General features: G+C 56.1%; 25 protein-coding genes. 15 read left to right on the top strand and 10 right to left on the bottom strand.

The features are described 5' to 3' along the window. Nucleotides 1-4: 4 nt before the first annotated feature. The gene (locus tag IB237_RS17135; RefSeq protein WP_192489885.1) at nt 5-883 is read left to right on the top strand and encodes a ribokinase; all 879 of its coding nucleotides are present in this window, start codon (nt 5-7) and stop codon (nt 881-883) included. A gap of 35 nt (nt 884-918) precedes the next feature. Here IB237_RS17135 and IB237_RS17130 read toward each other — a convergent pair whose 3' ends face one another. Next, entirely contained in the window at nt 919-1,161 is a 243-nt protein-coding gene (locus tag IB237_RS17130) for a fibronectin type III-like domain-contianing protein (RefSeq protein ID WP_192489884.1), read from the bottom strand. Nucleotides 1,162-1,186: 25 nt separating this feature from the next. Here IB237_RS17130 and IB237_RS26570 point away from each other — a divergent pair, with 25 nt between their 5' ends. Beyond that, complete coding sequence (locus IB237_RS26570; RefSeq protein WP_192489883.1) at nt 1,187-1,393, top strand: substrate-binding domain-containing protein; 207 nt, start codon at nt 1,187-1,189, stop codon at nt 1,391-1,393. Between the two features lie 181 nt (nt 1,394-1,574). Here the strand turns inward: IB237_RS26570 and IB237_RS17120 are convergent, their stop codons facing one another. The 5 genes from IB237_RS17120 to IB237_RS17100 form a co-directional block, all read right to left on the bottom strand. Continuing rightward, the gene (locus tag IB237_RS17120; protein ID WP_192489882.1) at nt 1,575-2,891 is read right to left on the bottom strand and encodes a solute carrier family 23 protein; all 1,317 of its coding nucleotides are present in this window, start codon (nt 2,889-2,891) and stop codon (nt 1,575-1,577) included. Nucleotides 2,892-3,239: 348 nt separating this feature from the next. Beyond that, complete coding sequence (locus IB237_RS17115) at nt 3,240-4,778, bottom strand: sugar ABC transporter ATP-binding protein (protein ID WP_192489934.1); 1,539 nt, start codon at nt 4,776-4,778, stop codon at nt 3,240-3,242. Nucleotides 4,779-4,780: 2 nt separating this feature from the next. Beyond that, complete coding sequence (locus tag IB237_RS17110; protein ID WP_192489881.1) at nt 4,781-5,749, bottom strand: ABC transporter permease; 969 nt, start codon at nt 5,747-5,749, stop codon at nt 4,781-4,783. 10 nt (nt 5,750-5,759) lie between these two features. Continuing rightward, the gene (locus IB237_RS17105; protein ID WP_192489880.1) at nt 5,760-6,800 is read right to left on the bottom strand and encodes an ABC transporter permease; all 1,041 of its coding nucleotides are present in this window, start codon (nt 6,798-6,800) and stop codon (nt 5,760-5,762) included. 132 nt (nt 6,801-6,932) lie between these two features. Next, a complete protein-coding gene (locus IB237_RS17100; protein WP_192489879.1) occupies nt 6,933-7,961 on the bottom strand; it encodes a sugar ABC transporter substrate-binding protein in 1,029 nt (342 codons plus the stop codon). Between the two features lie 175 nt (nt 7,962-8,136). On the opposite strand from IB237_RS17100, the gene IB237_RS17095 reads away from it, so the two are divergent. The 6 genes from IB237_RS17095 to IB237_RS17070 all read left to right on the top strand — a co-directional run bounded on the left by IB237_RS17095 (nt 8,137) and on the right by IB237_RS17070 (nt 14,253). Beyond that, nucleotides 8,137-8,898, top strand: a complete 762-nt coding sequence (locus tag IB237_RS17095) for a GntR family transcriptional regulator (protein WP_192489878.1) — start codon at nt 8,137-8,139, stop codon at nt 8,896-8,898. Nucleotides 8,899-8,923: 25 nt separating this feature from the next. After that, entirely contained in the window at nt 8,924-9,652 is a 729-nt protein-coding gene (locus IB237_RS17090; RefSeq protein ID WP_192489877.1) for an SDR family NAD(P)-dependent oxidoreductase, read from the top strand. Between the two features lie 79 nt (nt 9,653-9,731). Continuing rightward, entirely contained in the window at nt 9,732-11,198 is a 1,467-nt protein-coding gene (locus IB237_RS17085) for a mannitol dehydrogenase family protein (protein ID WP_192489876.1), read from the top strand. A gap of 11 nt (nt 11,199-11,209) precedes the next feature. Continuing rightward, nucleotides 11,210-12,409 (top strand): mannonate dehydratase, encoded by a 1,200-nt coding sequence (uxuA, locus tag IB237_RS17080; RefSeq protein ID WP_192489875.1) that lies wholly within the window; start codon nt 11,210-11,212, stop codon nt 12,407-12,409. Next, nucleotides 12,406-13,398 (top strand): aldo/keto reductase, encoded by a 993-nt coding sequence (locus IB237_RS17075; RefSeq protein WP_192489874.1) that lies wholly within the window; start codon nt 12,406-12,408, stop codon nt 13,396-13,398. Before uxuA ends, IB237_RS17075 begins: the two co-directional genes overlap by 4 nt. After that, nucleotides 13,399-14,253 carry an amidohydrolase gene (locus IB237_RS17070; RefSeq protein WP_192489873.1) on the top strand — a complete coding sequence of 285 codons (855 nt, stop codon included), beginning with the start codon at nt 13,399-13,401 and terminating at the stop codon, nt 14,251-14,253. Between the two features lie 95 nt (nt 14,254-14,348). Here IB237_RS17070 and IB237_RS17065 read toward each other — a convergent pair whose 3' ends face one another. From IB237_RS17065 to IB237_RS17055, 3 genes are all read right to left on the bottom strand, one after another. Continuing rightward, a complete protein-coding gene (locus IB237_RS17065) occupies nt 14,349-14,957 on the bottom strand; it encodes a J domain-containing protein (protein ID WP_192489872.1) in 609 nt (202 codons plus the stop codon). A gap of 188 nt (nt 14,958-15,145) precedes the next feature. Beyond that, the gene (locus tag IB237_RS17060) at nt 15,146-15,442 is read right to left on the bottom strand and encodes a PRC-barrel domain-containing protein (RefSeq protein ID WP_192489871.1); all 297 of its coding nucleotides are present in this window, start codon (nt 15,440-15,442) and stop codon (nt 15,146-15,148) included. A gap of 122 nt (nt 15,443-15,564) precedes the next feature. After that, nucleotides 15,565-16,437: an energy transducer TonB gene (locus IB237_RS17055; RefSeq protein ID WP_192489870.1), complete on the bottom strand. Its 873-nt coding sequence runs from the start codon at nt 16,435-16,437 to the stop codon at nt 15,565-15,567. 671 nt (nt 16,438-17,108) lie between these two features. Here IB237_RS17055 and IB237_RS17050 point away from each other — a divergent pair. From IB237_RS17050 to IB237_RS17020, 7 genes are all read left to right on the top strand, one after another. Then, nucleotides 17,109-17,993, top strand: coding sequence for an AraC family transcriptional regulator (locus IB237_RS17050; protein ID WP_192489869.1), 885 nt, complete (start codon nt 17,109-17,111; stop codon nt 17,991-17,993). A gap of 105 nt (nt 17,994-18,098) precedes the next feature. After that, nucleotides 18,099-19,010, top strand: coding sequence for an ABC transporter substrate-binding protein (locus IB237_RS17045; RefSeq protein WP_192489868.1), 912 nt, complete (start codon nt 18,099-18,101; stop codon nt 19,008-19,010). A gap of 67 nt (nt 19,011-19,077) precedes the next feature. Continuing rightward, nucleotides 19,078-20,580 carry a sugar ABC transporter ATP-binding protein gene (locus IB237_RS17040; protein WP_192489867.1) on the top strand — a complete coding sequence of 501 codons (1,503 nt, stop codon included), beginning with the start codon at nt 19,078-19,080 and terminating at the stop codon, nt 20,578-20,580. Next, a complete protein-coding gene (locus IB237_RS17035) occupies nt 20,570-21,556 on the top strand; it encodes an ABC transporter permease (protein ID WP_192489866.1) in 987 nt (328 codons plus the stop codon). Before IB237_RS17040 ends, IB237_RS17035 begins: the two co-directional genes overlap by 11 nt. Nucleotides 21,557-21,595: 39 nt before the next feature. After that, complete coding sequence (locus tag IB237_RS17030; protein ID WP_192489865.1) at nt 21,596-22,327, top strand: SDR family oxidoreductase; 732 nt, start codon at nt 21,596-21,598, stop codon at nt 22,325-22,327. Between the two features lie 78 nt (nt 22,328-22,405). Beyond that, nucleotides 22,406-24,040: an FGGY-family carbohydrate kinase gene (locus IB237_RS17025; protein WP_192489864.1), complete on the top strand. Its 1,635-nt coding sequence runs from the start codon at nt 22,406-22,408 to the stop codon at nt 24,038-24,040. 32 nt (nt 24,041-24,072) lie between these two features. Beyond that, complete coding sequence (locus IB237_RS17020; protein ID WP_192489863.1) at nt 24,073-24,798, top strand: SDR family oxidoreductase; 726 nt, start codon at nt 24,073-24,075, stop codon at nt 24,796-24,798. Between the two features lie 70 nt (nt 24,799-24,868). On the opposite strand, the gene IB237_RS17015 is transcribed toward IB237_RS17020, so the two are convergent. Beyond that, a complete protein-coding gene (locus tag IB237_RS17015) occupies nt 24,869-25,702 on the bottom strand; it encodes an oxidoreductase (RefSeq protein ID WP_192489862.1) in 834 nt (277 codons plus the stop codon). Between the last annotated feature and the right edge of the window lie 11 nt (nt 25,703-25,713).

The following is a 25,713-nucleotide window of genomic DNA, read 5'->3' as shown; positions in this document are numbered from 1 at the left end:
TGCCATGATTATTACGTTCGGCTCCATCAACGTCGACTGTGTTTATCAAGTTGAAGAGATGCCGCAACCCGGGCAGACCCTGCTTGCCAGAGGTTTCCGTACGGAAGCCGGTGGCAAGGGGGCAAACCAGGCGCTGGCGGCCGCCCGTGACGGGGCCGAAGTGGTGATGGTTGGTGCGGTTGGCCAGGATGGGCTGGCCGAGATCGGCTTGCAGAACCTGACGACGGCGACCGATATCTCCCGAGTCGCACGTGTGGCAGAACCGACTGGAAGCGCTTCGATCTATATCGATGCCAAGGGTCGCAACATGATCGTGGTTGCCGCCGGTGCCAATCTGGTTGCTGCGTCAGAAATGGTGGAAGACGACCTGCTGCATCAGGCCAATATTGTCCTGATGCAAATGGAAAATGATGTCGAGGCGGTCGAAACGCTGATCCGCCGCGCACATTCAGCAAAAGCCATGTCGATCCTCAATCTTGCACCGGCATTTCCTCTGTCGCAGGAAGTGTTGTCACTGTGCGATCTGATTGTTGTGAACGAAGACGAGGCTGAGGCGCTGGCCGGATGGCTTGACTGTGGTTCGTCGGCGGAAGCTTTGGCTGCCCGCCTTAATACGGGTGTACTTCGGACACTGGGAGGCGAGGGTGCCGAGGCATCTGCGTTTGGTGACTATGTCAGCGTTGCCGCGATGAAGATCGACGTCAAGGATACGACAGCTGCTGGCGATTGTTTTGTCGGTGTCCTGGCATCAGCGCTCGATCGCGGCCTGTCCTTGAAAGCCGCAATGGAAAGAGCATCTGTTGCCGCTGGGCTCGCCTGTTCACGCGCCGGGAGCCAAAAAAGCATCCCGATGAGAAAAGAAACAGATTTGCAGCTGTCGTGAAGGAGGAAAGAGGGGCTCGCGACCTTCTCTTACTCTCAGCTGTAGTCGTTCAGGTTTACCTGACTGACCAGACGGATGTCATGGGCAGATCGCCCGACCATTACCTTGAATGACTGCGTCAAATGCTCGAAGCGCTTGCAGTCGGGGTTCCAGTTTTTAAATCGTTCTGCGTCCACGAGCACGTTCAGCACTTTGTCCTCACCGGCTGCAAGGTCGACCTGCACAACGTCATCGCCAGCACAAATTCCGGTATTGGCGTTTGTGACAAATAGGGACAAACCCGTGTCAGCATGCCAGTCCTTGATGATCAGATCACGATATCGAAGGGAAACGCTTGCGGCCGGCGTTTTGCAGGAATTGCATCAGGCGAGATTACGGGTGCCGGATGATGTCTCGGTTATCGGCTTTGACCATTCTATCGCAGATATGCTGACGCCACCGCTTTCCAGCGTCGGACGTCCCTGCAGGAAATGGGTATTGCCGCACTCGATCTCGCCATATCCACGATAACCGATCCCGATGCCGAGCGACAAAGCAATCGTTTCCCGGCCATCTCGTGCCGCGCAACTTGGCTTGAGAACGCTTAGGTCAGGCAAAGAACTTGAAGGTCTGACTGCGCAGCGCTGCTGGCGAGGTTGTCTTCCTCCCGCCTGCCTTGCGGCGAAGCGGGAAGGAATTGCATCAGCATTGATCAGGCGCGGCGGCTTGTCATTCCAAGCAGATGGTAGAGTGCAATTGCACCGATCGTTGCTGTGCCGATACCATCAAGCGTGAAGCCTGCGACCTGTAGCTTGAAATTGCCTGCGCCCAGAACCAGTGCGACACCAACAGTGATCAGGTTGCGTGGTTCGGAAAAATCGACCTTGTTTTCCACCCAGATACGGCCTGCAGTTGCGGCAATCAGACCGAAAACAACGATCGAGAGACCACCGATCACAGGACCGGGAATGGTCTGGATCAGCGCGCCGAATTTCGGTGAAAAGCCAAGAATGATGGCGACAGCCGCAGCAACCAGGAAAACCAGTGTCGAGAAGATCCGGGTTACCGCCATAACGCCCATGTTCTCAGCATAGGTGGTCATGCCGGTGCCGCCAAATGCGCCGGAAAACATCGTGGCAATACCGTCACCGATAAAGGCGCGGCCAAGGTAGGGGTCAAGATCGCGATCGGTCATTGCACCGATTGCCTTGATATGTCCGAGGTTTTCCGCAACCAGAATGATCACGACAGGGGCAATCAGTGTGATTGCCGAGGCAGAGAAGGTTGGTGCGGTGAAATGAGGCCAGCCGAACCATGCGGCCGCCGCAACGCCGGAAAAATCAACCGGTGCGCCAAGGCCGAACCCGTTGGTGACGACCATGTAGGCGAGATAGGCCACCGCACCACCGATCAGGATTGGCAGGCGGCGCGCCATGCCCGGCGCATAAACCGCGACGACGCCGACGGCAACAAAGGTCGTAATGGCAATCCAGCGGGAAAGCTGGTCGCCATCGGGGCTTGCGGGTCCGGAGCCAGAGGCGTTTGATACGGCAATCGGCGCAAGAACCAGTCCGATGGCAGCCACAATAGCTCCCGTCAGAACTGGCGGCATCAGCCGCTCGATCCAGCGATGGCCAACAAACATCACCAGCAGGCCGATCAGGGTATAAAGCGCGCCTGCGGCAATGATGCCACCAAGTGCCAGCGAAATGTCAGGGTTAACCGCTCCAGCGGCTGCGCCAGTTGCAACCAGCACCGGGCCGATAAATGCGAAGGACGAACCGAGATAGCTCGGTACCCGACCACCCACGGCAATGAAGAAAATCAGCGTCGAAATGCCAGAAAACAGGATCGATACGTTTGGATCGAACCCCATGAGAATAGGTGCCAGGACGGTGGAACCGAACATGGCCACAACATGCTGAAAACCCAACACGACTGTTTGCCCGGTCGGCAACCTCTCATCGGGCAGAATGCGCCCTTCCGTCTTCAGTCGCCAACGTGGAAAATACCCGCCAGTCTCGCTCATTGCTCGCCCCGCTCTGTTTGATGCGCGCCGTGCAACCGCACGCAGATCATCCGCAGCAGGTCGCAGGCGTGAAGTAAAATTACCATTGTCTCGATATGTCACTGTGCTGGCGTCGATTCGACGCATCCGCACCGGGTGTTGTTGATAATGATATTGAGCGCGACTGTCATCGGCTTGGATAAATTACCCACAACGCCGAAGTATAATATGCAGGATGCTGGGCACCGCGTTTTTTACAGCGGCCAGCAAGGCACCCAAGGTTGCCGTTCCGGCAGATTACCTGGCCGGTGTCGGCCAGATAATTGTTGATATCAGCCGTTTTAAACGACGATACTTGGGGGCAAGCAGTCAGGCTGTGGCGCTAACCGGTTCTGGTTTGACCTTGTGGATGAGGTTCATGATCGCTTCACTCATGCGTTCATAAACACCGTCGTTTTCGAGTGCACCCTGCACCTCGTAATTATCCATCACCACAATCCGGTCTGCCAGCGCGACCATTTCCGGCATGTCACTGGTAATGACAATGACGGCGGTGCCATTATTGGCAAGCTCACGCAGCAAATCGTGAAGATAGGCCTTGGTCTTGATGTCGATGCCGACGGAGGGCTCGTCGATGATCAGGACCTTGATGCCGGCGGCCAGCCATTTGGCGACACTGATCTTTTGCTGGTTGCCACCGGACAGGTTGCCGACCGTTTGTGCCAGGCTTGGTGTTTTGACTTCCAGCCTTTCGAGGAATGGGACAACGGCCTTGCGGATCTTGGCGTCGGACAGGCTTCCAAACAGGCCGGACAAACGTTTCCAGACGACAATGCCGGCATTGGCGAGAACCGAATGCGGCAATAGCAGGCCTTCCGTTTTGCGGTCTTCGCTGACGTAGCCCAAACCATATCGGTGGATAGCATCGCCGACCGAGGAGATACGGGCAACCTGGCCATCGATCAGCACTTCGCCGTTGGTGACCGGAATTCGTCCCATGATCGATTTGGCGAGTTCGCTGCGTCCGGCTCCAATCAAGCCGTAAAGGCCGAGAATTTCACCCTTACGGACTGTCAGGTCGACATTGCTGTGACCGATGGCTGTCGACACGTCTTTCAGTTCAAGGGCCACCGGGTTGGTTGACGTATCGCGCTTTTGCCAGCCGCCAGCGCTTTCGTTGCGGCCAATCATGAAACGCACGAGATCCTGACGGCCGAGGCCTTTGAGTGACTGGCTCTGGCAGGCATTAACGCCATCACGCAGCACGGTAACGCGGTCGCAAATCTCCAGAACCTCTTCGAGCTTGTGACTGACGAAAACCAGACTGACGCCATTGTCGCGCAATCTGCGCAGAACCGCAAACAGCGTTTTCGTCTCATTTGATGTCAGTGATGCTGTCGGCTCATCGAGCAGGAGAACGCGGCTTTGCAGGGAGAGCGCCTTGGCAATTTCGACAAGCTGCATCTGTGCAACTGACAGGTCCATGACTGGTGTTGCCGGATCTATGTCGAATTCCAGTGCATCCAGCCATCTGCGTGCCGAACGGTTTAGTTCGGCATAATCAATTGGCTTGAGCGCGTGACGGGTTGTTTGTTCAAGATGGATGTTTTCGGCAATCGAAAACCGCGGAATGAGATTGCGTTCCTGGTGAACAACACCAATGCCTTTTGCCACGGCATCGCGTGTGCTGGAGAACTGGGCATCCTGTCCGTTGACGAGAAGCTGGCCAGATGTTGGGCGATGAACGCCGGTGATCACCTTGATCAGTGTCGACTTTCCAGCACCATTTTCACCAAGCAGGGCATGTATCGAGCCTGGCATAAGGGAAAGGGACACGCCGTCCAACGCCTTCACGCCTGGAAAACGTTTTTCGATATTGATGGCTTCGAATACGGGAGTGACGGTCATTGTCATGCCTTTCTCGATACGGGGGCCGTGCCGCGCAGCTTGTTGACGCCAACGGCCGCAAGAATGAGTGCTCCCAACACGACCTGAACAAGGAAGGGGTCGATTGAAAACAGCACCAATGCCTGAGTGATCAGCGCAACCACGACAACACCAAGGAAGGTTGCGGTGACGCTGACATGACCGCCCGCCAGAACTGCACCGCCAATGACCGGTGCGGCAAAGGACAGGATAAGCCAGTCATCACCAATCGACGGCTGGCCGATCTGCAGACGTGCGACCAGCAACATACCGGCACAGGCAGCAAGCAAACCCGAGATCGAGTGTGCAACGACCACGACGGTGCGGACCGAAATGCCCGACAGGGACGCTGCGTGTTCGTTACCGCCGACCGCCAGAATGAAACGACCGATTGGCAGACGATTGAGCAGATACCAAAGGCCGATGGCGACGATGACAGTTGGCAGTGCCAGCATGGGTATTGCGCCAAACAATGTCATTGAACCAAGTTCCTTGACGCTGTCAGGAATGCCGTAAAACGGCTGGGCACGGGTAATGCCGAGGTTGATGCCCTTGTAAATAGACAGTGTCGCAAGCGTAATCACGAAGGCGGATATGCCCGTAATGCTGATCAATACACCGTTGAGCATGCCGCAGAGGACACCGATCCCAAGTGCAAGAACGGCTGCAATCGGGGCCGGAAGCCCCCATATTTCCATCAGTCCGGCAAAGGAGATTGCTGCAAGACCGCCAATAGCACCAACTGACAGGTTCATCTGTCCGATGGCGATGATGATCATCTGCGAAAACCCGATCAGGGCATTGATGGAAATGGCCAGCAGCAGTGTCTGAATGTTGAAGGATGACAGGAAGTTCGGACTGAAACTACGGATCACGATAATCGCAATCACCGTTGCAAGCAGTGGTCCGAACCAGTCTGCCTTGGCGAGGCGGGAAAGTTTGAAATTTGTCATCGATCGTACCTCAGGCAAGGTTATGATAGGCAAGGTAGCTGCGACGCGCCTTGTCCATGAACACTGCGACGAGAAGGAGAAGACCAAGGAAGGTCTGTACCCAGAAATCGCCGATCTGAAGTAGTAGCAGGCCGCCGGTCAACAACGTGACGAGGGCGGCACCCAGGCAAGTTCCCAAAACAGGTGCCTTGCCGCCGTTCAGCAGTGCGCCACCCAGTACAGGGCCGAGGAAGGCTGGCAGCAACCAGTCCTGCCCCAGCTGACCAGCCATCGATGGAATGGCGGCGCCATTGCGGGCAATGAGCATCAAAGCGGCGATTGCGGCAAGGGACCCCGACAGCATGTGACACAGAACGGTGATGCGACCAACACGAACGCCGGACAGCTCTGCAGCTTCCGGGCGCGCACCTGCGGCCAACATTTCACGACCGAGAACACTGCGGTGATAAAGCCAGGTCAGCGCAATGGCGACGGTGATGGTTATCAGCAGCAGTGGCGAGAAGTAGGTGAGAAATTTCATTTTGCCGAAGGCGGCAAATTCAGGCGGCAGATTGCGATAGGCTTCCGCTCTGGTCAGGAACACCATGACACCGAAAAATATGCTCATGGTGGCCAGTGTGATGATGAAGCTGTGCAAGCCGGTGCGAACAACGGTGAAACCGTTGACGAAACCAAGCGCTGCACCCAGACCAATGCCGCCCACGATGGCCAGTGGCCATGGAAGTTGCAGGATCTCGATGGCGTAACCGGTAAACATGGCGGCACAAACGCCGATGGCGCCAACCGCGAGGCTCAATCCGCCGGTGACGATCACCGTCATCATGGACAGACCGATCATGATGTTGACAGCAGTGTTACGGCCAAGCGTGAAAAGATTGAAAGGGCTTAGGAAACCCTTCGTCGTCAGGCTGAAAACAAGGACGAAGATGGCGATCAGCAAGATCAACCCGAATTCGTTGGAGACAAAAATACTGGTGCGGGACGTTCCCGTGCCGAAGGCTGGACGGCTTGTGCCGACTTCTGAGGGTGCTGGAATTTGTTGCGATGACATGGGTGTTCCTTCGAATTCCGGTCGTGGGGACAAGGCGCAAACGCCTGTGCCGGACGGGGCAGGTCAGACGACGCTCCGTCGACGCAAGGAAGAGGCTTCGAGAAGCCTCTTCCCCCTTCGAACTCAAAAATCTTAGTTGCAGCTCAGATAGGTGGCGTCGAAGCTTTCGAGCAGCTTCTTGGTTTCGTCACGCATCGAATTGACATAGCTATCAACCTGGCTGGCATCGATGAAGGCGGTGCCGGAATCGATGAACTTGCTGGTCAGTGCGTTGGTCTTGAATGGTGCGTCTGCCTTGATCGTGCAACCCGAGCGCAGCTTGTTAACAGCGTAGGAGCCGACATAAGCCTGACCATACGGGTTCTGCAGCATGGTGCCGTCGACGAAGCCGTCCTTGATGGCCTGAAGCACAACCTGGTCATGGTCGATACCAACCATCTTGATGCGCTTGTCGCCGATTTTGCGCAGGGCATTGGCGGCAACGACCGATGGTACCCAGGCAGTTGCGATAACGCCGTCTACTTCGCTGGCATGCGCTGCGAGGTAAGCGTTGATCTTTTCTTCAGCCGGTTCCGGCGCGTCGATGTCGGCAATAACCTGCACGACTTCATTGCCGGTTTCTTCCGCGGCTTTCTTCACGGCGTCGATACGCAGTTGCGTATTCGGGTCGACCAGGAAGCCGGTGAGATGCAGGATGCGCTTTTTGCCCGGCCCCATGATGCGGGCCAATTCCTTGGTGCCGATATAGGCGGAGTTACCGGTGTCGGTGCCCAGGCAGAAGGCTGCAGACGATGGATCTTTAAAGCAGCCACCTGCCGCGATCACTGTTGCATCGTTGGATGTCAGTTCTTCTGCCGTCGAAACGGATCCAACCGGATCGCCTGGGAAGATCACGAAGCCATTATAGCCCTGGGAAAGCAGGCTTTCGAGCAACTGGTTCTGCTGGGCGAGTTCCCATTTCTGCGGCACCTTGTAGTCAGCCGACTGCAGGCCGAATTCTTTTACCGCATCAGCGCCGCCCTGTTCCCAGGCTGCGAAATAAGGGTGTGGGCCTCCCGGCACCAGTGCAACAGTCGTGTCGCTTGCCTGCGCTATACCCGCCAGGCCGACACTCATTCCCAATGCAGTCACAGCCGCAAAGCTACGCAATCCATTCAACATGAGTTTCCTCCTCATTGTGTTGAAACCTCCTCAACTCTGTCAGGTGTCTGATTAAGCGCCCAAAAAGCGGGCTGCTCCCAACTAGCCACTTGCAAGAACGACTTGGACACTATAATACTTGTATACAAGCTGCAAATGGAATCTTTGCGGCCGTCGTTTTTCAGGATGAGGTGAGATGAAGCGCACTTTGACCGAGTTGCCGCAGGTGGATGATCAAGGCTCCTTGCAGAGCGTAACCCTGGGATCTGCCGGTCTGGAAGGGCTTGAGCTGGTTCTGGATCGTCAGCGTTCCGCCTCGGATCAGGTTCATGCTGCGTTGCGTCGCGCCATCATCGAAGTCCGCCTCGCGCCTGGCAGTCCAATCAGCGAAAACTCGATTTGTCGGCAGTTTGCCATCTCTCGCACACCTGTGCGCGCCTCTATCCAGAGATTGTCTGAAGAGGGGCTGGTGGATGTTTATCCGCAGGTCGGCAGTTTCGTGGCGCCGATCCGGCTAGCTGGTCTTCAGGACAGCCATTTTGTCCGGCGCTCGTTGGAAATTGCGCTGCTGCGTGAAGTCGTGCCGTTATGGACGTCGGAAATGAGCCGCGCGATGCGTCAGTTGATCCGTGAACAAGAGCAATTTATCGCCGCTGGTGACGGTGATGGATTTTTCCGCGCCGATGAGGAGTTTCACCACCTTCTGGGCACCTTTGCCGGGCGCGAAGGGGTTTGGCAGGCCGTGCTGAGTGCCAAGGTTACGCTGACGCGTTTCCATCGCCTGTGGCAGACGGCCGAGCGTCTGCCGGATGTTATCGCTGAACATCTGGCAATTGTGGACGCACTTGATCGTGGTGATGGTGCTGCCGCCGAGCAGGCACTTGTCACGCATCTTGATATGATTTTCGTCATTTTCGGACGTATGTCCGAGCAGCAAAGAAAAAATCTCGCCGTTTGATAACGGCAAGTGGAGGGCAGTTTCAATGGAATTGAAGGGCAGGATCGCACTGGTGACCGGTGCGGGAGGTGGTATTGGTCGCGCTATCGTAAAAGCGCTGGCTGCGGCCGGAGCCCATGTGCTCGCGGTCGATCGTGATGCCGCTGCGGTCGAACAATTGGGCCCAATTTGCGAGCCTGTTATCGTTGACCTCTCGGACCCTGCCGCCATTCAGCATGCGATGAAGGATGTGCTTGAACGCCATGGTCGCGTGGATGTTCTCGTCAACAATGCCGGCATACTTTCGCCGAACAAACTTGTGGGCACCACGCTGGAGGAATGGCACCGGTTGATGGCCATCAATCTGGATGCTGCCCTTCTGCTGACGCAGGCAACCATTCCTGCGATGAAAGAAAATGGTTGGGGACGCGTCATCAACATCTCGTCTTATGCCTGGAAATCCGGTGGTCTTACTGCGGGAACGGGTTATGCGGTGTCCAAGGCGGCACTTGTCGGCCTGACCTATTCCACGGCGCGCGAACTGGCCTCTGCTGGAATTACCTCCAATGCCATTGCGCCGGCCTACGTCGTTTCACCCATGATCATGGAACAATTGTCGGAAGAAGATCGCAATCGTCAGCTGGCGCAGATCCCGGTTGGGCGCCTGTGCGAACCTGAAGAGGTTGCCCATGCCGTGCGGTTCCTCGCATCCCCTCTGTCCGGTTTCATGACCGGCGTGGTGATCGACATGAACGGCGGTTTGCAGTTCGGCTGAGCAGGCGTGCCGGCTGATATCGCGTGCCTGCACTCGCACCATTCAGGACATAATCTTGTTATTGTAGATTGGAAATACAGTGCCGGGAAACCGTCTCTCACAAACAGCGCTAGCCGCCCTGCCAGCCGATATTGCGGTTCCTGGCTATGACCGGTCGAAAGTAACACCGGGTATTGTTCATCTCGGGGTTGGCGCTTTCCACCGCGCACATCAGGCGGTCTTTGTTGATGATTGCCTCGGACGTGGTGAGACGGATTGGGGCATTGTCGCCGCTTCCATGCGCAGTGCCGATACGCGTGATGCGCTCGCACCGCAGGACAATCTGTATACCTATTGCGAACGCAACGGACAGACCGTGACCTACCGGGTGATCGGCTCAATTCTCGAAATTCTGGTATCACCGGAAGATCCGTCAAAGCTGATCGACCGGCTTAGCGATCCTCGTGTGCGTATCGTAACCCTGACCGTGACGGAAAAAGGCTATCTCGCCAATTTGTCCGAGCGGACTTTGCTGCGCAGCCATCCGGATGTGCGAAACGATCTAGACGCTACCAAGGCGCCGCGCTCGATCTATGGTGTGCTGATCGCCGCCTTCAGACGTCGCCGTGCTGAAGGAGCTGTGCCGCTGACGCTTGTCTCCTGTGACAACCTGCCATCCAATGGCAAGGTGCTGAATGCGCTGTTAGTGGAATTCGCGGGCCTGACCGATTCAGATCTCGCAGCTTACATAGTGCAGAATGTATCCTGCCCCTGCGTGATGGTAGACCGCATCGTGCCAGCGACCACAGATCAGGATCGTGCTGCAGTAAACCAGGCGCTTGGTGTAGATGACGCCTGGCCGGTTGTTGCAGAGCCCTATTTCCGATGGGTCATTGAGGATCATTTTCCGCATGGTCGCCCGGAACTTGAAGCCTCAGGCGTCGAATTTGTCGACGATGTCGAACCCTATGAGCACATGAAGCTTCGGATGCTCAACGGGGCTCATACAGCGATTGCCGCCATTGGCCAGATCACCGGACTCGAGACGGTTGCCGATGTCTACGCAGATCCGCGTGTGCGCCGGTTCATCGATCGGTACTGGAGCGAAATAGACCCGACACTGCCATCGCATCTCAATGGTGCGACGTATGTCGGTGGTCTGCGTCAGCGTTTTGCCAATCCTTCGCTGCGGCACAAGGCGGTGCAGATTGCGTCCGATGCCTCGCAGAAGGTGCCGCAACGCATATTGTCGCCACTTGCTGAACTAATGGATCAGGGCAGACCGCATGGTGCGGTGCTGATGGCCGCTGCCTTGTGGATCTGCTCTTGCGCCGCACGTAATGAACAGGATGCGCCGATCATCATCAATGATCCGGCCTTCAACGAATGGCCAGCCGTCGACCAACGCGCATTGTCTGCCGAACAGGTGGTCGAGCGGTTCTTGGGTTTCGATCGAGTTTTCACACCTGAATGGCGCAACAAGCCCGGTTTTGCCGAAACATTGGCTTCCGCCTGCAACGCCATCAACACACAAGGCGCTCTTTGCGCCATTGACGACATTATCTAAGGGAGGAATACATGCAGGAAACTTGGCGCTGGTACGGCCCGAACGATCCGATCACGCTCGAACATGTCCGCCAAACCGGTGCTACCGGCGTAGTGACGGCACTTCATGAAATTCCCGATGGTACATCCTGGCCGCTTGAAGAAATCATCAAACGCAAGGAGATGATCCAAGCGGCCGGTCTTGAGTGGAGCGTTTGCGAATCTATTCCGATGGAACAATGCGTAAAACGCGGTGACGCGGATGCACCCAAGGCGATCGCTCGCTGGAAAGAAACCCTAGCCAATCTCGGTCGTGCCGGTATCCCCACCGTTTGCTACAACTTCATGCCTGTGGTTGACTGGACACGTACTGACCTTCGCTGGCGCACCGAACGTGGTACTGGACTGGCCCTGCGTTTCGAGATGACTGATTTCGTTGCCTATGACGTATTCATCCTGAAGCGTCCCAATGCAGCTGACAGCTATGATGCTGACGTCGTCGCACGTGCCGAACAGCGGGCAAAGGTTATGAGTGACGATGAAAAACTACTGCTGGAGCGCAATATCATCGCGGGCCTGCCGGGCGGTGCACTTGCGCAGACACGGCAATCCATCAATACACTCTTGGAATCCTTCGGCGGTATCGATGCCGCGACAATGCAGAGCAACTTGCTGGCCTTTCTGAGAGAAGTGGTGCCGGTTGCAGAGGAGCATGGCGTTTACCTCGGCATTCACCCGGATGACCCGCCATTCTCGCTTTTCGGTTTGCCGCGCGTTGTCTCGACGCCGCAAGATGTTCGAAGCATCTTGTCTTCGGTCGACAGCCCTTACAACGGCATTACACTGTGCACCGGGTCTTACGGCTCACGTCCTGATAATGACCTGGTTGCGATGGCGACGGAATTTGCACCGCGTACCAACTTTGCGCATCTGCGCAATGTTACCGTCGAGGCGGATGGTTCGTTCTTTGAAGACGACCATCTGGATGGTGGTACCGACATGGTCGGTGTTGTCGAGGCGTTGTTGCGTGAGGAACGCCGTCGCGCGGCAGCCGGTGATACCCGCCGTGCAATTCCACTCCGCCCAGACCACGGACATCTGCTCGGTGACGATATCGATAAGAAGACCAACCCCGGTTACTCCTATATCGGCCGCGTCAAAGGCCTGGGTGAGCTTCGTGGCGCGATCCGCGCAATCGAGCGCCAACTCGACAAAGAGGGGACGGCAGCATGATCGGGCGGCCACTTGGAACCACAGGTCTTGAACTCAGTACATTTTCGTTTGGAGCCGCCGGTATCGGCAACCTCTACCGCGAAGTATCGCGCGAAGATGCCATGGCCACGCTGGAAACGGCGTGGGAGGCCGGTATTCGTTATTTCGATACGGCTCCGCATTACGGACACGGCCTTTCGGAGCGTCGGCTAGGCGACTTTTTACGCGACAAACCCAAGGGGTCCTATGTCCTGTCGAGCAAGGTTGGCCGGTTGCTGAAACCGGTCGCGGAGGAGGACATTCCCGATCACGGGTTTGTCCGTCCTTTGCCGTTCGCGCAGGTACATGACTATACCTATGACGGTATCAGGCGGTCCTATCAGGACAGCCTTGCCCGTCTCGGGCTGAATGGCATTGATATTCTTTACATCCACGATCTCGAAGCGACCACGCTTGGTGCGGATTATGATCGCCATTTTGCAGATTTTGTCGAAAGTGGTGCACGTGCGCTTGAGGAACTCAAGGCAAGCGGCGCAATCAAGGCCATTGGCCTTGGCGTGAACGAGGTGCCAGCCTGCCTCAACCTTCTTGCGCGGGTGCCGCTGGATGTCATCCTGCTTGCCGGTCGTTACACGCTGCTTGACCGTTCGGCAGAAGCCGAGTTGCTGGCGCGTTGCGAGGAAACCGGGACGCGTCTTGTGATCGGTGGCGTTTTCAACTCCGGCATTCTTGCAACCGGTGCCCGGCCGGGCGCTACCTTTAATTACGTCGAGGCATCGGCCGATGTGATGGAAAAAGTGCAGGCTATGGAAGTCGTTGCACAGTCGGCCGGGACGACACTTGCTGCCGCCGCCTTGCATTTTCCGCTGCGAAATCCGCTGGTGGTGAGCGTACTGATCGGCACGGCAAAACCTTCCAGCCTTCTGCGTAATGTTGAACTTTTCGACCAGACCATAGCAGAGACGGCTTGGGCGCAATTTGAAGAGCATGCGATCGGTACGGAGGGGTAAATGGCAACAGACCTGATCGATACACATCAGCATCTTATCCTGCGTGGCGATCTCGGTTACGCATGGACCGAAGAGGTCCCGGCCATTGCGTCCGGCACTTTTGATCAGAATGTCTACGCCGAGCAAGCTGCAGGCAGCAACATCACCGCCACCATCTTCATGGAAAGTGGCGTGGATGACGTTGATTACCAGAACGAGGCGCGGCTGGTGTCAAGACTGGTCGGATCGGGTTATCCCAAAATGCTGGGTGTGATCGCCAGTTGCCGTCCTGAAACCGATGACGGTTTTGATGCCTGGTTGGAAGAATGCGGTGACCTCAACGTGGTGGGGTTCCGTCGTATTCTTCAGGTCATGCCGGATGATCTCAGCCGCAGCGAAACCTATCGGCGCAATGTTCGCAAGATTGGCAAGGCCGGGTATCCCATCGATCTCTGCTTCGATGGGCGGCAGCTATCGATCGCCTACGATCTGGTTCGTGCTGATCCCGATACCGTGTTCATCCTCGACCATTGCGGCAGGCCGGATATTGCTGGCGGTGACTTCGCAGCTTGGCGCCACGAGATGATCAAGCTTTCCGAATTGCCGAACTTCTGGGTGAAGCTTTCCGGTTTGCCGACATATTGCAATCCGTCCGGTTCGAAGATCGATGGTGTCAAACCTTACAGCGACACTGTCCTCGAACTGTTTGGCCCGAGCCATATGGTGTGGGGTGGTGATTGGCCGGTCATTGATGTCGGTGGCGGTTTGGCCAACTGGGTAGATATCACAACGGAACTGTTGTCGGGCCTGTCGGCCGACGAGCGGAAATTGATCTGCACGCTCAATGCAAGACAAGTTTACCTGGGCAAGCGCTGATAAATAATGACATCTGATGCCGCGTCCCAGAGGCTTTGGACTGTCGCAACATGGGGTGCGCGAGCAACGGCTTGCGCGCCCCATTGCCTATAGCTTCAACAGAAACCGTTGAGCTTGAGGATTTTGTGCGCGTCGATGGCTGCACGCAGATCGTCTTCCGAGTTGCGGTTACCCTGATTGGCATCGGGATGATGCATTTTCAGTTTTTGTTTGTAGCGGACCCTGATTTCTTCAGGTGTTGCATCCTCTGACAGTCCAAGCGTTTCGAAAGCCTTTGCTTCCAGCACCTTCAACTTGCGCTGCTTAAGTTGAGCTTTTTCACGCTGGCGCTGTTCCGCATCCTTGCGGGCATTGATGGTTTTGGCGGAACCGGACCGCGCGGACGACGGCAGCGGAGCTTCCGACGGTTTGTTGACGGGTGTGCCATAGGTGCGGCGACGGCCTGTCGCTGCTTCCTTCTGGTACCGCGCGACAACGGGGTCGGATAACTCAACTGCGAAGTTATATCCGCTGTTGTATTCCTTGGTGTGCTTCGGACAGAACAACAGGTACAGCCCTTCGCCGTCCCTGCCAACGGGGGCACGGTGCGCGCCTTCGTTTTCGCAGCCGTCCCATTGGCACTTCGGGCCAAGCGGCTTGCTTGATGCAGCCTTGGTTTTTTTGGTTGACCTTAAGCCGACGAAAATTTTTGAATCAGATGTCATGGGCGCCTTATAAGTTGACTGGGATCAACTGATCAAGAAAACAGCGCGTGACATCCATCTATTTTGTTAAAATCATGTGAACCGTTGCAAATTGTCCCATGCAGCATGTGCCGATCTGGAATATCCGCTCATGGGAACAGCAACTAATGTAAAAAGCCCGGCGCGGTGGCCGGGCTTCGAACTGGAATTTAGTGGTGATGCTCAGGCATGTCCTTGAGCTGATCTTTTGTCCATGCCGTCACCGCGTGGATGTCACCGTCCTCGTCGCGCATGAAATCTAGATCGCTGAGCGGAACCGCGACAGGTTTTGCACCGATGCCGAGGAAGCCGCCGACGTCGATGATGGCCTTACCGCCTGCGCCTACGCCGTGAATGTGGTCGACCTTGCCAACCTTGTGATCGTCAGCACCGTAAACTGTCGCGCCTTCCAGAACTGCTGGCGTGAGTTCAGTGGTCGTGAGACGAACGTGATTAGTGTGATCCATGGTCGTTTTCTCCTCTTGTTTGGAGTTAGACAAACGTCCATGCGTGCCATCAGTTCCAAAAGTTTTCGCGCTCGCCGCAGACACCGAAGGTTATGATAACAGTCATAATGTCTGTTGCACCGTCACCGTTTGATGGAAAAATTAACCGGAACTGTGATCAACGGATTAACATCAGCGGGTGGTTTTGGAAGAGGTGAGGCGCGATCCAGCAGGTTCAGCACTTCGTCATCCAATTCGACAATGCCTGACGAACTGAGCAGTTCAGTTTCTGTCACAGTACCATCGGGCAAAACAAGAAAACGTACGCGAACTGTGCCCTCCAGCCGACGCGATTGCGCCGTCTGCGGGTATCGCTTGCGCCGTTCCAGATGGGCTGCAAGTTGGCCCAGCCAACGCTGCTCGGCCCGAACGTTGCGGGTCTCGCTGCCAAGCGACGCATATTGCCCTGACATTTGCGCGGTTCTTACCTCGGTTGTCTTGTCGCTCAGCGCGATATCCGGCACAGGCTCGTGCTCGATACCTTTTGGTACTGCTTTTCTGGACTTTTCGCTCGCCTTATCATTTTTGGGTTGAGGCGGGGTTTTCGGCCTTTGGACCGGCATTGGCACCAGATCCGGCAGCTCGACCTCCGACTGTAGTGTTGCGACCTCCAACGGTTCGGAAGGGGCCGCTTCTTCGATGGGCTCTGCAACTGGTTCTTCGACGACGATAGTATCCGGTTCGCCCTTCTCTATCTGGGTAGGTGCTTCGGCCTGTGGCGTGGTTTCAGGAATTATCTCAACCGCAATGGCTGTTGTTTCCGGCTCCGCGACGGGCATGTCGACGGAATATCCGAGTGTGAGCAGCGCGCCGCTGGCGCCTGCATGAACGATGGCAGACACGACAAGTGCCGATATTGGCGGCAAAGGCGACAGCCAGACACCGAGCCGCCAGGAAAGTCTGCGCGGGCTGGTCCCGCTGTCCGGGGGATTGGTTGCTGATGCGGGTCGTTGCATATTGATTGAGTCAGATTGGCGTGTGCGGCTGGCACGACCGCAGGGCGATAAATTGGGTCACTTAAACATGACTATTATTATCATGTTTATACTGTGCGGTACAGCCGGATTTTTTTGGTAATTGCTCCCTGATGATCGATGCTGAAACGGCGTGTCGCTGTGTCGCTGTGTTGCTTGAGCCTTCGATGTAAGCCACGGGTTCGACCATGTCCTGGCTCTGCGACATCGATCCGGCAATTTGCGATGCCGACGAATCTCCGATTTACGAATATACCGATCACACCGGCTCCTCGGGCGTTATCAACGGACGCAATGCCTCTAACTCGCTCAATTACCATAGTGTCAAAGTTGGTCTGACATACAGGTTCTGACGGTCTAAACAGCTTGCGGAGCCGCAGAAAGTCCGTCCTTCAGAGGGGCAGTTTCAGGCAAATCCTACCGATAAAAAACGTGCGACAGAGACGACAGCGTGTCGTCTCTGTCCTTGTACATTCGGCTGTCATCATCAACGCTCACGGCAAAACTGCTGTCAAAAAAGTATCGGTTTAATTTTCGCCATGATGTAGATGCCTTGAATTTCAGGGGTTATGGTCTTGTTAATGATGAAATTTGCAAATTGGAGGTTTGCAGATTTTGCCGCAGACATTGTGCGCTCGGTGGGAGGAAACGCTGTGCAACCCGATCTGGAACTGGTCCATATCCGCAAAGGCGAAAGCTTCGCTGCGTGGAGACACGGCTATCCGTTTCGCACGGTTCGCTGGCACTATCACCCTGAATATGAAATTCATCTTGTTGTTGCGACCTCCGGTCGTTTTTACATCGGTGACCACATCGGTCGCTTTGAACCCGGCCAATTGATCATGACCGGCCCCAATCTGCCTCAAAACTGGATTTCCGATATCGAGCCTGACGAAATCGTGCCTGCCCGCTCGCTGGTTCTTCAGTTCCCGCAGAAATTTGTCGACGACAGTGTTGCCGGCATGGCGGAGATGGAAGCCATTGCACCGCTTCTAGAGCGCAGCCATCGCGGCCTGCTGTTCGACAACGTCACGAGTGACAAGGTGCGCCCTTTGATCGAGAAATTGATCGAGACACGCGGCATCATGCGGTTGGCACTGTTTTGGGAAATCCTTGATGTCCTGGCAAATGCGCCCGAACCGGAAGTGCTGGCCAGTCTGAGCTATGAACTGGACCTGTCGAATATCAATGAAAGCGGCATTAACAGGGCCATCGCGCACCTGCGTGAACATCTGACCGACGATATTGATGAGCGCGATCTCGCTGACATGGTTGGGCACACCGCCAGTTCCTTTTCACGGGCTTTCAAACGCCATACCGGAACAACGCTAGTTCGTTACAAGAACCAGCTGCGTGTCGATTTGGCCTGTCTGACACTGTTGACGCGTCCCGAAGTCAAGATTGCCCAAATCTGCTACGAGATCGGCTTTTCCAATATTTCGAATTTCAACCGGCATTTCCAGAACCTGAAGGGAATGTCGCCTTCGCAATTCCGCGCGACCTTTAAAGCCAACGGAGCATTTAAAGCCGCCGGATAAGCGCCACGATCCATATCCCGTACCGGGACAATAGAATTCGGAAAGCATGGTGCTTTCCGGAAACGGCCGGGCTTTGCCTGCCGTTCAAAGGGAGGAAAAACTGACATGAAAAGAGCTTTGACAGCATTGTCGATCGCCACCGTCGCGCTGACCGCGGTGCCTGCCTTGGCGCAGGACGCCAAGTTGAAGATCGGCATGACATTTCAGGAAATGAACAACCCTTATTTCGTCTCGATGAAGGAAGCGCTGGACGAGGCAGCGAAATCCCTCGGTGCGCAGGTTATAGTGACAGATGCCGCCCATGACGTTGCCAAGCAGATTTCCGACGTTGAAGACATGTTGCAGCAGAAGATCGACATTCTGCTTCTCAACCCGACAGACTCGGCCGGCGTGGAGGCCGCCGTCAATGCAGCCAAGGCACAGAATGTGATTGTTGTTGCCGTTGATGCCAATGCCAACGGCCCGGTTGATACATTCGTTGGTTCCAAGAACAAGGATGCCGGTTACCAGTCTTGCCAGGCTCTCGGCAAGGCGCTGAACGGCGAAGGCGAAGTCGCAATTCTCGACGGTATCCCGGTTATTCCGATCCTGCAGCGCGTGGAAGGTTGCAAGGAAGCGCTTGCCGAATTCAAGGACATCAAGCTGGTCGATACGCAGAACGGTCGTCAGGATCGCTCGATTGCACTCGGCGTTGTCGAAAACATGTTGCAGGCACGTCCAAACCTCAAGGGTATCTTCTCGGTCAACGACGGTGGTGCCATGGGCGCACTTGCCGCCATCCAGGGCTCGGGCCGCGACGTCAAGCTGACCTCGGTTGATGGTGCACCGGAAGCCGTCAAGGCGATCGCCGAAGGTACGCCATTCATCCAGACCACCGCACAGTTTCCGCGTGACCAGATCCGCGTAGGCCTTGCCATGGCGCTGGCACAGAAGTGGGGTGCGCGCGTCGTGCCGAAGGAAGTGCCAATCGACGTCCGTCCAGTCACCAAAGAAAACGCTGCCGACTTCAGTTGGTAAGCGCCTCCCGAGCGCCCTCGCCGGAAACGGCGGGGGCGACTTTTCCAATCAAACACGGGAGGAACAGATGCTACAGTTGAACGGCATCAAAAAAAGCTTTGGCAGGATCGAGGTTCTGCATGGGGTGGATCTCACCGTGCAGGCGGGTGAAGTTCACGCGCTACTGGGTGAAAACGGTGCTGGCAAATCGACACTGATGAAAATCCTGTGCGGGATTGTGAAACCCAGTGAAGGCGAAATCCGCATCAACGGCGAGGTTCGCCACTTCAGTGACTATAATGAAGCGATCGATGCCGGTATCGGTGTGGTGTTTCAGGAGTTTTCGCTCGTTCCTTATTTGAATGCGGTCGAAAACATGTTTCTGGCGCGCGAACTCAGCAACGGGCTCGGTTTCATGAAACGATCGGCGATGCGCAAGCGCGCCGCCGAAATCATGAAACAACTCGGTATCTCCATTCCATTGAATGTGCCAATCCGCAATTTGTCGGTTGCCGAACAGCAGTTTGTAGAGATTGCCAAGGCACTGGCACTCGACGCCCGTATTCTTGTGCTCGACGAACCAACAGCGACGTTGACGCCGGCCGAAGTCGAACATCTGTTTCACGTCATGCGCAGCCTTCGGAAACAGGGTGTCGCGATCATCTTCATTTCGCACCATCTCGAAGAGATTTTTGAGATTTGCGACCGCATCACTGTGTTGCGGGACGGTGAATTTGTGGCCTCCTGTGCTGTCAGCGACGTCAATCAGGCACGGCTGGTCGAAATGATGGTTGGTCGCCGGATCGAAAACAGCTTCCCGCCAAAACCTGTCAGTCCTGCCGATGCCAAGACTGTTCTTGAGGTGGAAGAGGTCAAGCTCACCAGAAGCGGACCGGTTTCCAGTTTTCACCTCAAAGCAGGAGAAATCCTCGGTTTTGCCGGTCTGGTAGGTTCGGGTCGTACCGAAACAGTTCTGGCGATGCTTGGTGCCTATCGGGCCGCGCGCTGCAAACTGTTGATCAATGGTGTCGAGATACGGTTTGCCGATCCGTCCCAGGCACTGGAGGCGGGTATCGGTCTGCTTCCTGAAAGTCGCAAGGAGCAGGGGCTGATCACCAGTTTCCCGATCATGCACAATGTCTCGCTGAACAATTACGGCAAATACCTGATCGGCCACTTCTTCATCAACCGCTCGCGTGAGCTCGCTGATACCCGCACTGCCATGCAGCGGGTGCGAGTGAAGGCGTCAAGCCCGCATGCGCGCGTCGATACGCTGTCTGGTGGCAACCAGCAGAAAGTGGTGATTGCCCGCTGGATCAACCACAACATGAAGGTGTTGATTTTTGACGAGCCGACCCGCGGCATTGATGTTGGCGCCAAAACCGAAATTTACCAGCTCATGCGCGAATTCACCGCCCGTGGCTATTCCATCATCATGATTTCGTCGGAACTGCCTGAAGTGATCGGCATGTCCGACCGGGTCTGTGTTTTCCGCTCAGGCGGGATTGTCGCAACGCTTGAAGGCGATGCGATCACCTCTGAGCAGATCATGACCCATGCAACAACCGGGAGGACACAACATGTCGCATGACGCGGACGCTCTTACAGGCGCTCAGGCGGAGGCCTCTGCCACGCCGATCTGGAAGACCATCATACAGTCGCCTTTGGCCTTGCCACTGGCTGGCTTGATCGTCGTTTCGATCCTGATGGGTTTCGCCTCAGATAACTTCTTTTCCGTTTCCAACATTCTCAATGTCTTGAGACAGGTATCGATCGTCGCCATTCTGGCGGTTGGCATGACATTCGTCATCTTAACCGGCGGTATCGACCTGTCGGTCGGAGCACTGATGGCGCTTGCCGGCACCATGGCGGCGGGGCTGATGGTACATTTCGGCATGCCAGGCTGGGCCGGACTGCTGTCCGGCGTCGCTATTGCCATCGGGCTTGGCCTTTTCAACGGAATTCTGGTGGCATGGGGCCGCATGCCGGCCATCATCGTCACTCTCGCCACCATGGGTATCGCCCGTGGAGCTGGGCTTATCTATTCCGGCGGCTACCCGATCTCGGGCCTGCCATCGTGGATTTCCTGGTTCGGCGTCGGTCGTGTTGGTATTATTCCGGTTCCTGTCATCGCCATGGTCATCATCTACGCATTGGCGTGGCTGCTGCTGGAGCGGACTGCATTTGGTCGCCATGTCTATGCCATTGGTGGCAATGAAACGGCAGCACGACTGTCGGGCGTCAAGATTGGTCGCATCAAAATTGCGGTTTACTCGATTTCCGGCCTCACGGCGGGACTTGCAGCCATCATTCTGACCGGGCGCCTGATGTCGGGCCAGCCCAATGCCGGCGTTGGTTTCGAGCTCGATGCCATTGCGGCCGTGGTGCTCGGCGGCACTGCAATTGCCGGTGGCCGGGGTTTCATCCTCGGTACGCTGATTGGTGCTGTCCTGCTCGGCATCCTCAACAACGGCCTCAATCTGATGGGTATCAACCCCTATCTGCAGGACATCATCCGTGGCTTCATCATCCTGCTCGCTATCTACATCGCCCGCGAATGGCGCTGACGAAATCTCAACAGCTTTTCATAACGTTAGGAGAATAATATGGCTCAATCACTGGAAGGCAAAATCGCGGTTATAACAGGCGCCGCTTCCGGCATCGGTCTGGCAACGACCGAGAAGCTTCTGGCCAATGGCTGCACGGTCGTCATGGTCGACTGGAACGAAAAAGCGCTCAACGACCTGGTCGCCAAGCTTGGTAAAAATGCCATTCCTCAGGTCACCAACTTGCTGGATGCCGACAGTTGCGCTGCGATGGTTCCCGAAATTCTCGAGAAGGTCGATCATATCGACATTCTCTATTGCAATGCCGGAACCTACATCGGTGGCGACCTGACAGAGACCTCAGCCGACGAAATCGACCGCATGCTCAACCTCAATGTCAATGCCGTGATGAAGAATGTGCATGCAGTTGTACCGCATATGAGTGCGCGCAAAACCGGTGACATCATTGTCACCAGCTCGATTGCCGGCCATTTCCCGACCTATTGGGAACCGGTCTATGCCGGTTCGAAATGGGCTGTGACCTGCTTCGTTCAGACCATGCGCCGCCAGCTCATTCCGCATGGCATTCGTGTGGCCCAGGTTTCCCCCGGGCCCGTTCTCTCGGCCCTGCTTGCTGACTGGCCGGAAGAAAACCTGCGCAAGGCCAAGGAATCCGGCAGCATCATTGAAGCGAGCGAAGTTGCAGATGCTGTGGAATACATGCTTACCCGCAACCGCAACGTCACGATCCGCGATATGTTGGTCTTGCCGACCAACTTTGACCGGGTTTGAGTCTGGTCGGACTAGTTTGCCGAGCCGTGCTTTGAACAGCACGGCCAGCTGTTTCACTCCGGCGAGGGATAGGATCGTATGAGCAGTTACTTTATCGGTGTCGATGTTGGCACAGGTTCGGCACGCGCTGGCGTGTTTGATGCGGTTGGCACGCTTTTAGCCTCCGCCAAACATGACATCCTTATCTTTCGCAATGATGAGGGGCATGTCGAGCAGTCTACCGCCCAGATTTGGGATGCGGTGTGTACGGCTGTTCGTGATGCCGTCACATCGGCGGCGATCGATCCCTCGGCCGTGGCCGGGATCGGATTTGATGCTACCTGCTCACTGGTGGTGCAGGGCGCATCCAACGGAGTGGGCGATCCTGCGCATCCTGAACGCGATATCATCGTGTGGATGGATCATCGCGCGCTTGAACAGGCACGGCGGATCAATGCCACAGGACATATGGTTCTGTCTTATGTCGGCGGTGTTATCTCTCCGGAAATGCAGACGCCGAAACTGCTTTGGCTGAAGGAACATCTGCCTGAGGTGTATTCCAGTGCCAAGCACTTCTTTGACCTGACGGATTTTCTGACCTGGAAATCGACCGGCGCATTGGAGCGATCTTCCTGCACCGTGACCTGCAAATGGACCTATCTGGCGCATGAGGACAGGTGGGACGAGACCTATTTCCGTACGATAGGGCTGGATGACCTTCCTGATGACGGTTTTCGCCGGATTGGTCAAAGTGTCGTGCACCCGGGAACGCCATTGGGCAACGGCCTGAACCAGGAAGCGGCTGATGCGATGGGACTGCGCGCTGGCATTGCTGTCGGGGCAGGATTAATTGACGCCCATGCCGGTGGCGTTGGGACTGTGGCGGCAAAAGGTGGCTTGCAGGATGCATCATCCTGCCTTGGCTACGTGTTTGGCACATCGTCCTGCACCATGACAACGACTGCCGAGCCGACATTTGTGCCGGGTGTCTGGGGCCCGTATTTTTCCGCCATGGTGCCCGGCATGTGGCTGAATGAAGGTGGTCAGTCGGCCGCCGGTGCGGCCATCGATCAGTTATTGAACCTGCATCCCTACGCGGGCAAGGCGTCGCAGGAGGCAAAACAGGATGGTACCAGCTTGGCGCCATGGCTTGCGGCGCGGGTGCTGGCTGGCGTCGACAGACCGTCAGATGCGGTAAATCTTGCCGGACAGTTGCAGGTAGTCCCAGAATTCCTCGGCAATCGCGCACCTTTTGCCGATCCATATGCACGCGCCGTTGTGATGGGGCTTGGCATGGAAAGCGGTGCGGACAATCTTGCCGCACTTTACGTCGCCGGGCTTTGCGGGCTTGGTTATGGACTGCGCCAGATCATCGAAACGCAGGCCGGAAACGGCGTCTCCGTTTCCACGATCTCTGTTTCCGGCGGGGCGGGAACACATCCGCTAACCCGGCAGATTCTCGCTGACGCAACGGGAATTCCCATTGAGGTCACGGCCTGCTCTGAGCCGGTTTTGCTGGGCGCAGCCATGCTGGCGGCCGTTGCCGCCAAACTCTACCCCGATTTGCAGGCCGCAATGCCCGCCATGTCCACTGTGGCTGGGCGTAGCGAGCCGGTGCGTGATGCGGCGCGGGCGCTGCACGAGGCACGTTACCAAGCATTTCTGAGAATACAGACACTCGCCCGTGAGGTGCGAAAAGACATTGAGCCATTGTTGCCCGCAGCCTCGGGCTAAGTGGCAGGCACATATATCAGGGAGGAACCAGCATGCAGTTTTCAGGGACATCGGTCATCATCACTGGCGCGGGCAAAGGCATCGGTCGGGCTTGCGCCCGTATCATGGCTGAACGCGGTGCCGAAGTCATCGCCGTTAGCCGGACAACGTCGGATCTCGACAGCCTGCGTGACGAGATTGGTGGTCGTTCGATTACGGTTGATCTGGCTGACCCGGCTGCAACGCGCAAGGCTATGGCGGAGGCCGGCACTGCTGACTTCCTGATCAACAGTGCCGGTATCAATGTTCTCGAAACAAGCTTTGACATGACCGAAGCGGGCTATGAGGCGGTGATGGGCATCAATTTGAGGGCGGCCCTGATCACCAGTCAGGAGTTTGGCCGTGCCCGCCGTGCCGTTGGCGGTGGCGGTGCGATCGTCAACATAACCTCGATTGCCGGACATCGCGGTTTTAACGAACACTTGTGTTACGCGGCCTCCAAGGCCGGTCTTGAAGGTGCAACACGGGTGCTGGCCAAGGAGTTTGGCCCTTATGGCATAAGGGTCAATTCCGTTGCGCCAACCATCACTCTGACAGAACTTGCAATGGCTGCCTGGAGCGATCCGGAAAAGTCTGCACCTATGATGGTGCGTCATCCGATCGGCCGTTTTGCCGAGGCCGATGACGTTGCCCGCACCATCGCCACGCTACTTTCGCCCGATACGGCCATGGTCAATGGTGCCGTTATCAATGTCGATGGCGGTTTTCTCGCCGCTTGAATTGTCTGTCAGAGAAAAAGAGGCACGGCAGTAACTGGATTTTCCCAGCCACTGCCGTGATTTAAACGTTTCAGCGCGTGATAAAGTCCGTCGAGACTGCGATGGCACGCCATTCCTTGAGAATTGCCGCATCTTTTTGATGTTTTTCCTCGATCGCTGCAACGGTATCACTACCGAGTGGCAGGCGTACTGGTGGACGAGGCTCGTCTACAAAGGCAATCAGCACCCGTGCCAGCTTGTTTGGGTCGCCAGGTTGATTGTGGCTGAGGTTGGCTGCTAGCGCTCTGACTTTTCCTGCTGTTGCCTCATAATCTGCGATAATATCACCACTTGATGTCAGCGAGGACGCATCAAGGAAGTCTGTGCGGAAATAGCCTGGCTCCACAACAGTGACGTGGATGCCCAGGGGAGCAAGTTCGTCATGCAATGCTTCACTCAAACCCTCGACTGCAAATTTGCTCGATGAGTAAACACCAAACCCTGCCGCGCCACGGTATCCGCCAATCGACGATATATTGAGGATACGCCCGGAACGAACCTGGCGCATATGGGGCAATACTGCGCGCGTTACATTCAGCAGACCAAATACATTGGTTCTGTAAACAGCTTCGGTTTCTGCAGGTGTTGCTTCTTCCACCGCGCCCATCAGGCCAAAACCTGCATTGTTGAGAAGTACATCAATGCGGCCGAACCGTTCAATTGCAGTTTTGGCGGCGGCAGTTGCCTGCTCCTGGCTTGTTACGTCCAGTGTAACGGGCAGCAGATTGGGATGTTCTCCAAAACGTTCAGTGATCGCTTTGGAGTTACGGGCTGTCGCAACGACTGCGTCTCCCTTTGCCAGAGCCTGTGCAGTGATAAGAGCGCCAAAGCCGCGGGATGCGCCTGTAATGAACCAGATTTTCATGGTGATATTCC

This window comes from Agrobacterium sp. AGB01, from assembly GCF_014851585.1.
Lineage (GTDB): Bacteria > Pseudomonadota > Alphaproteobacteria > Rhizobiales > Rhizobiaceae > Agrobacterium.
This window is presented reverse-complemented; position numbering and strand designations above follow the sequence as displayed.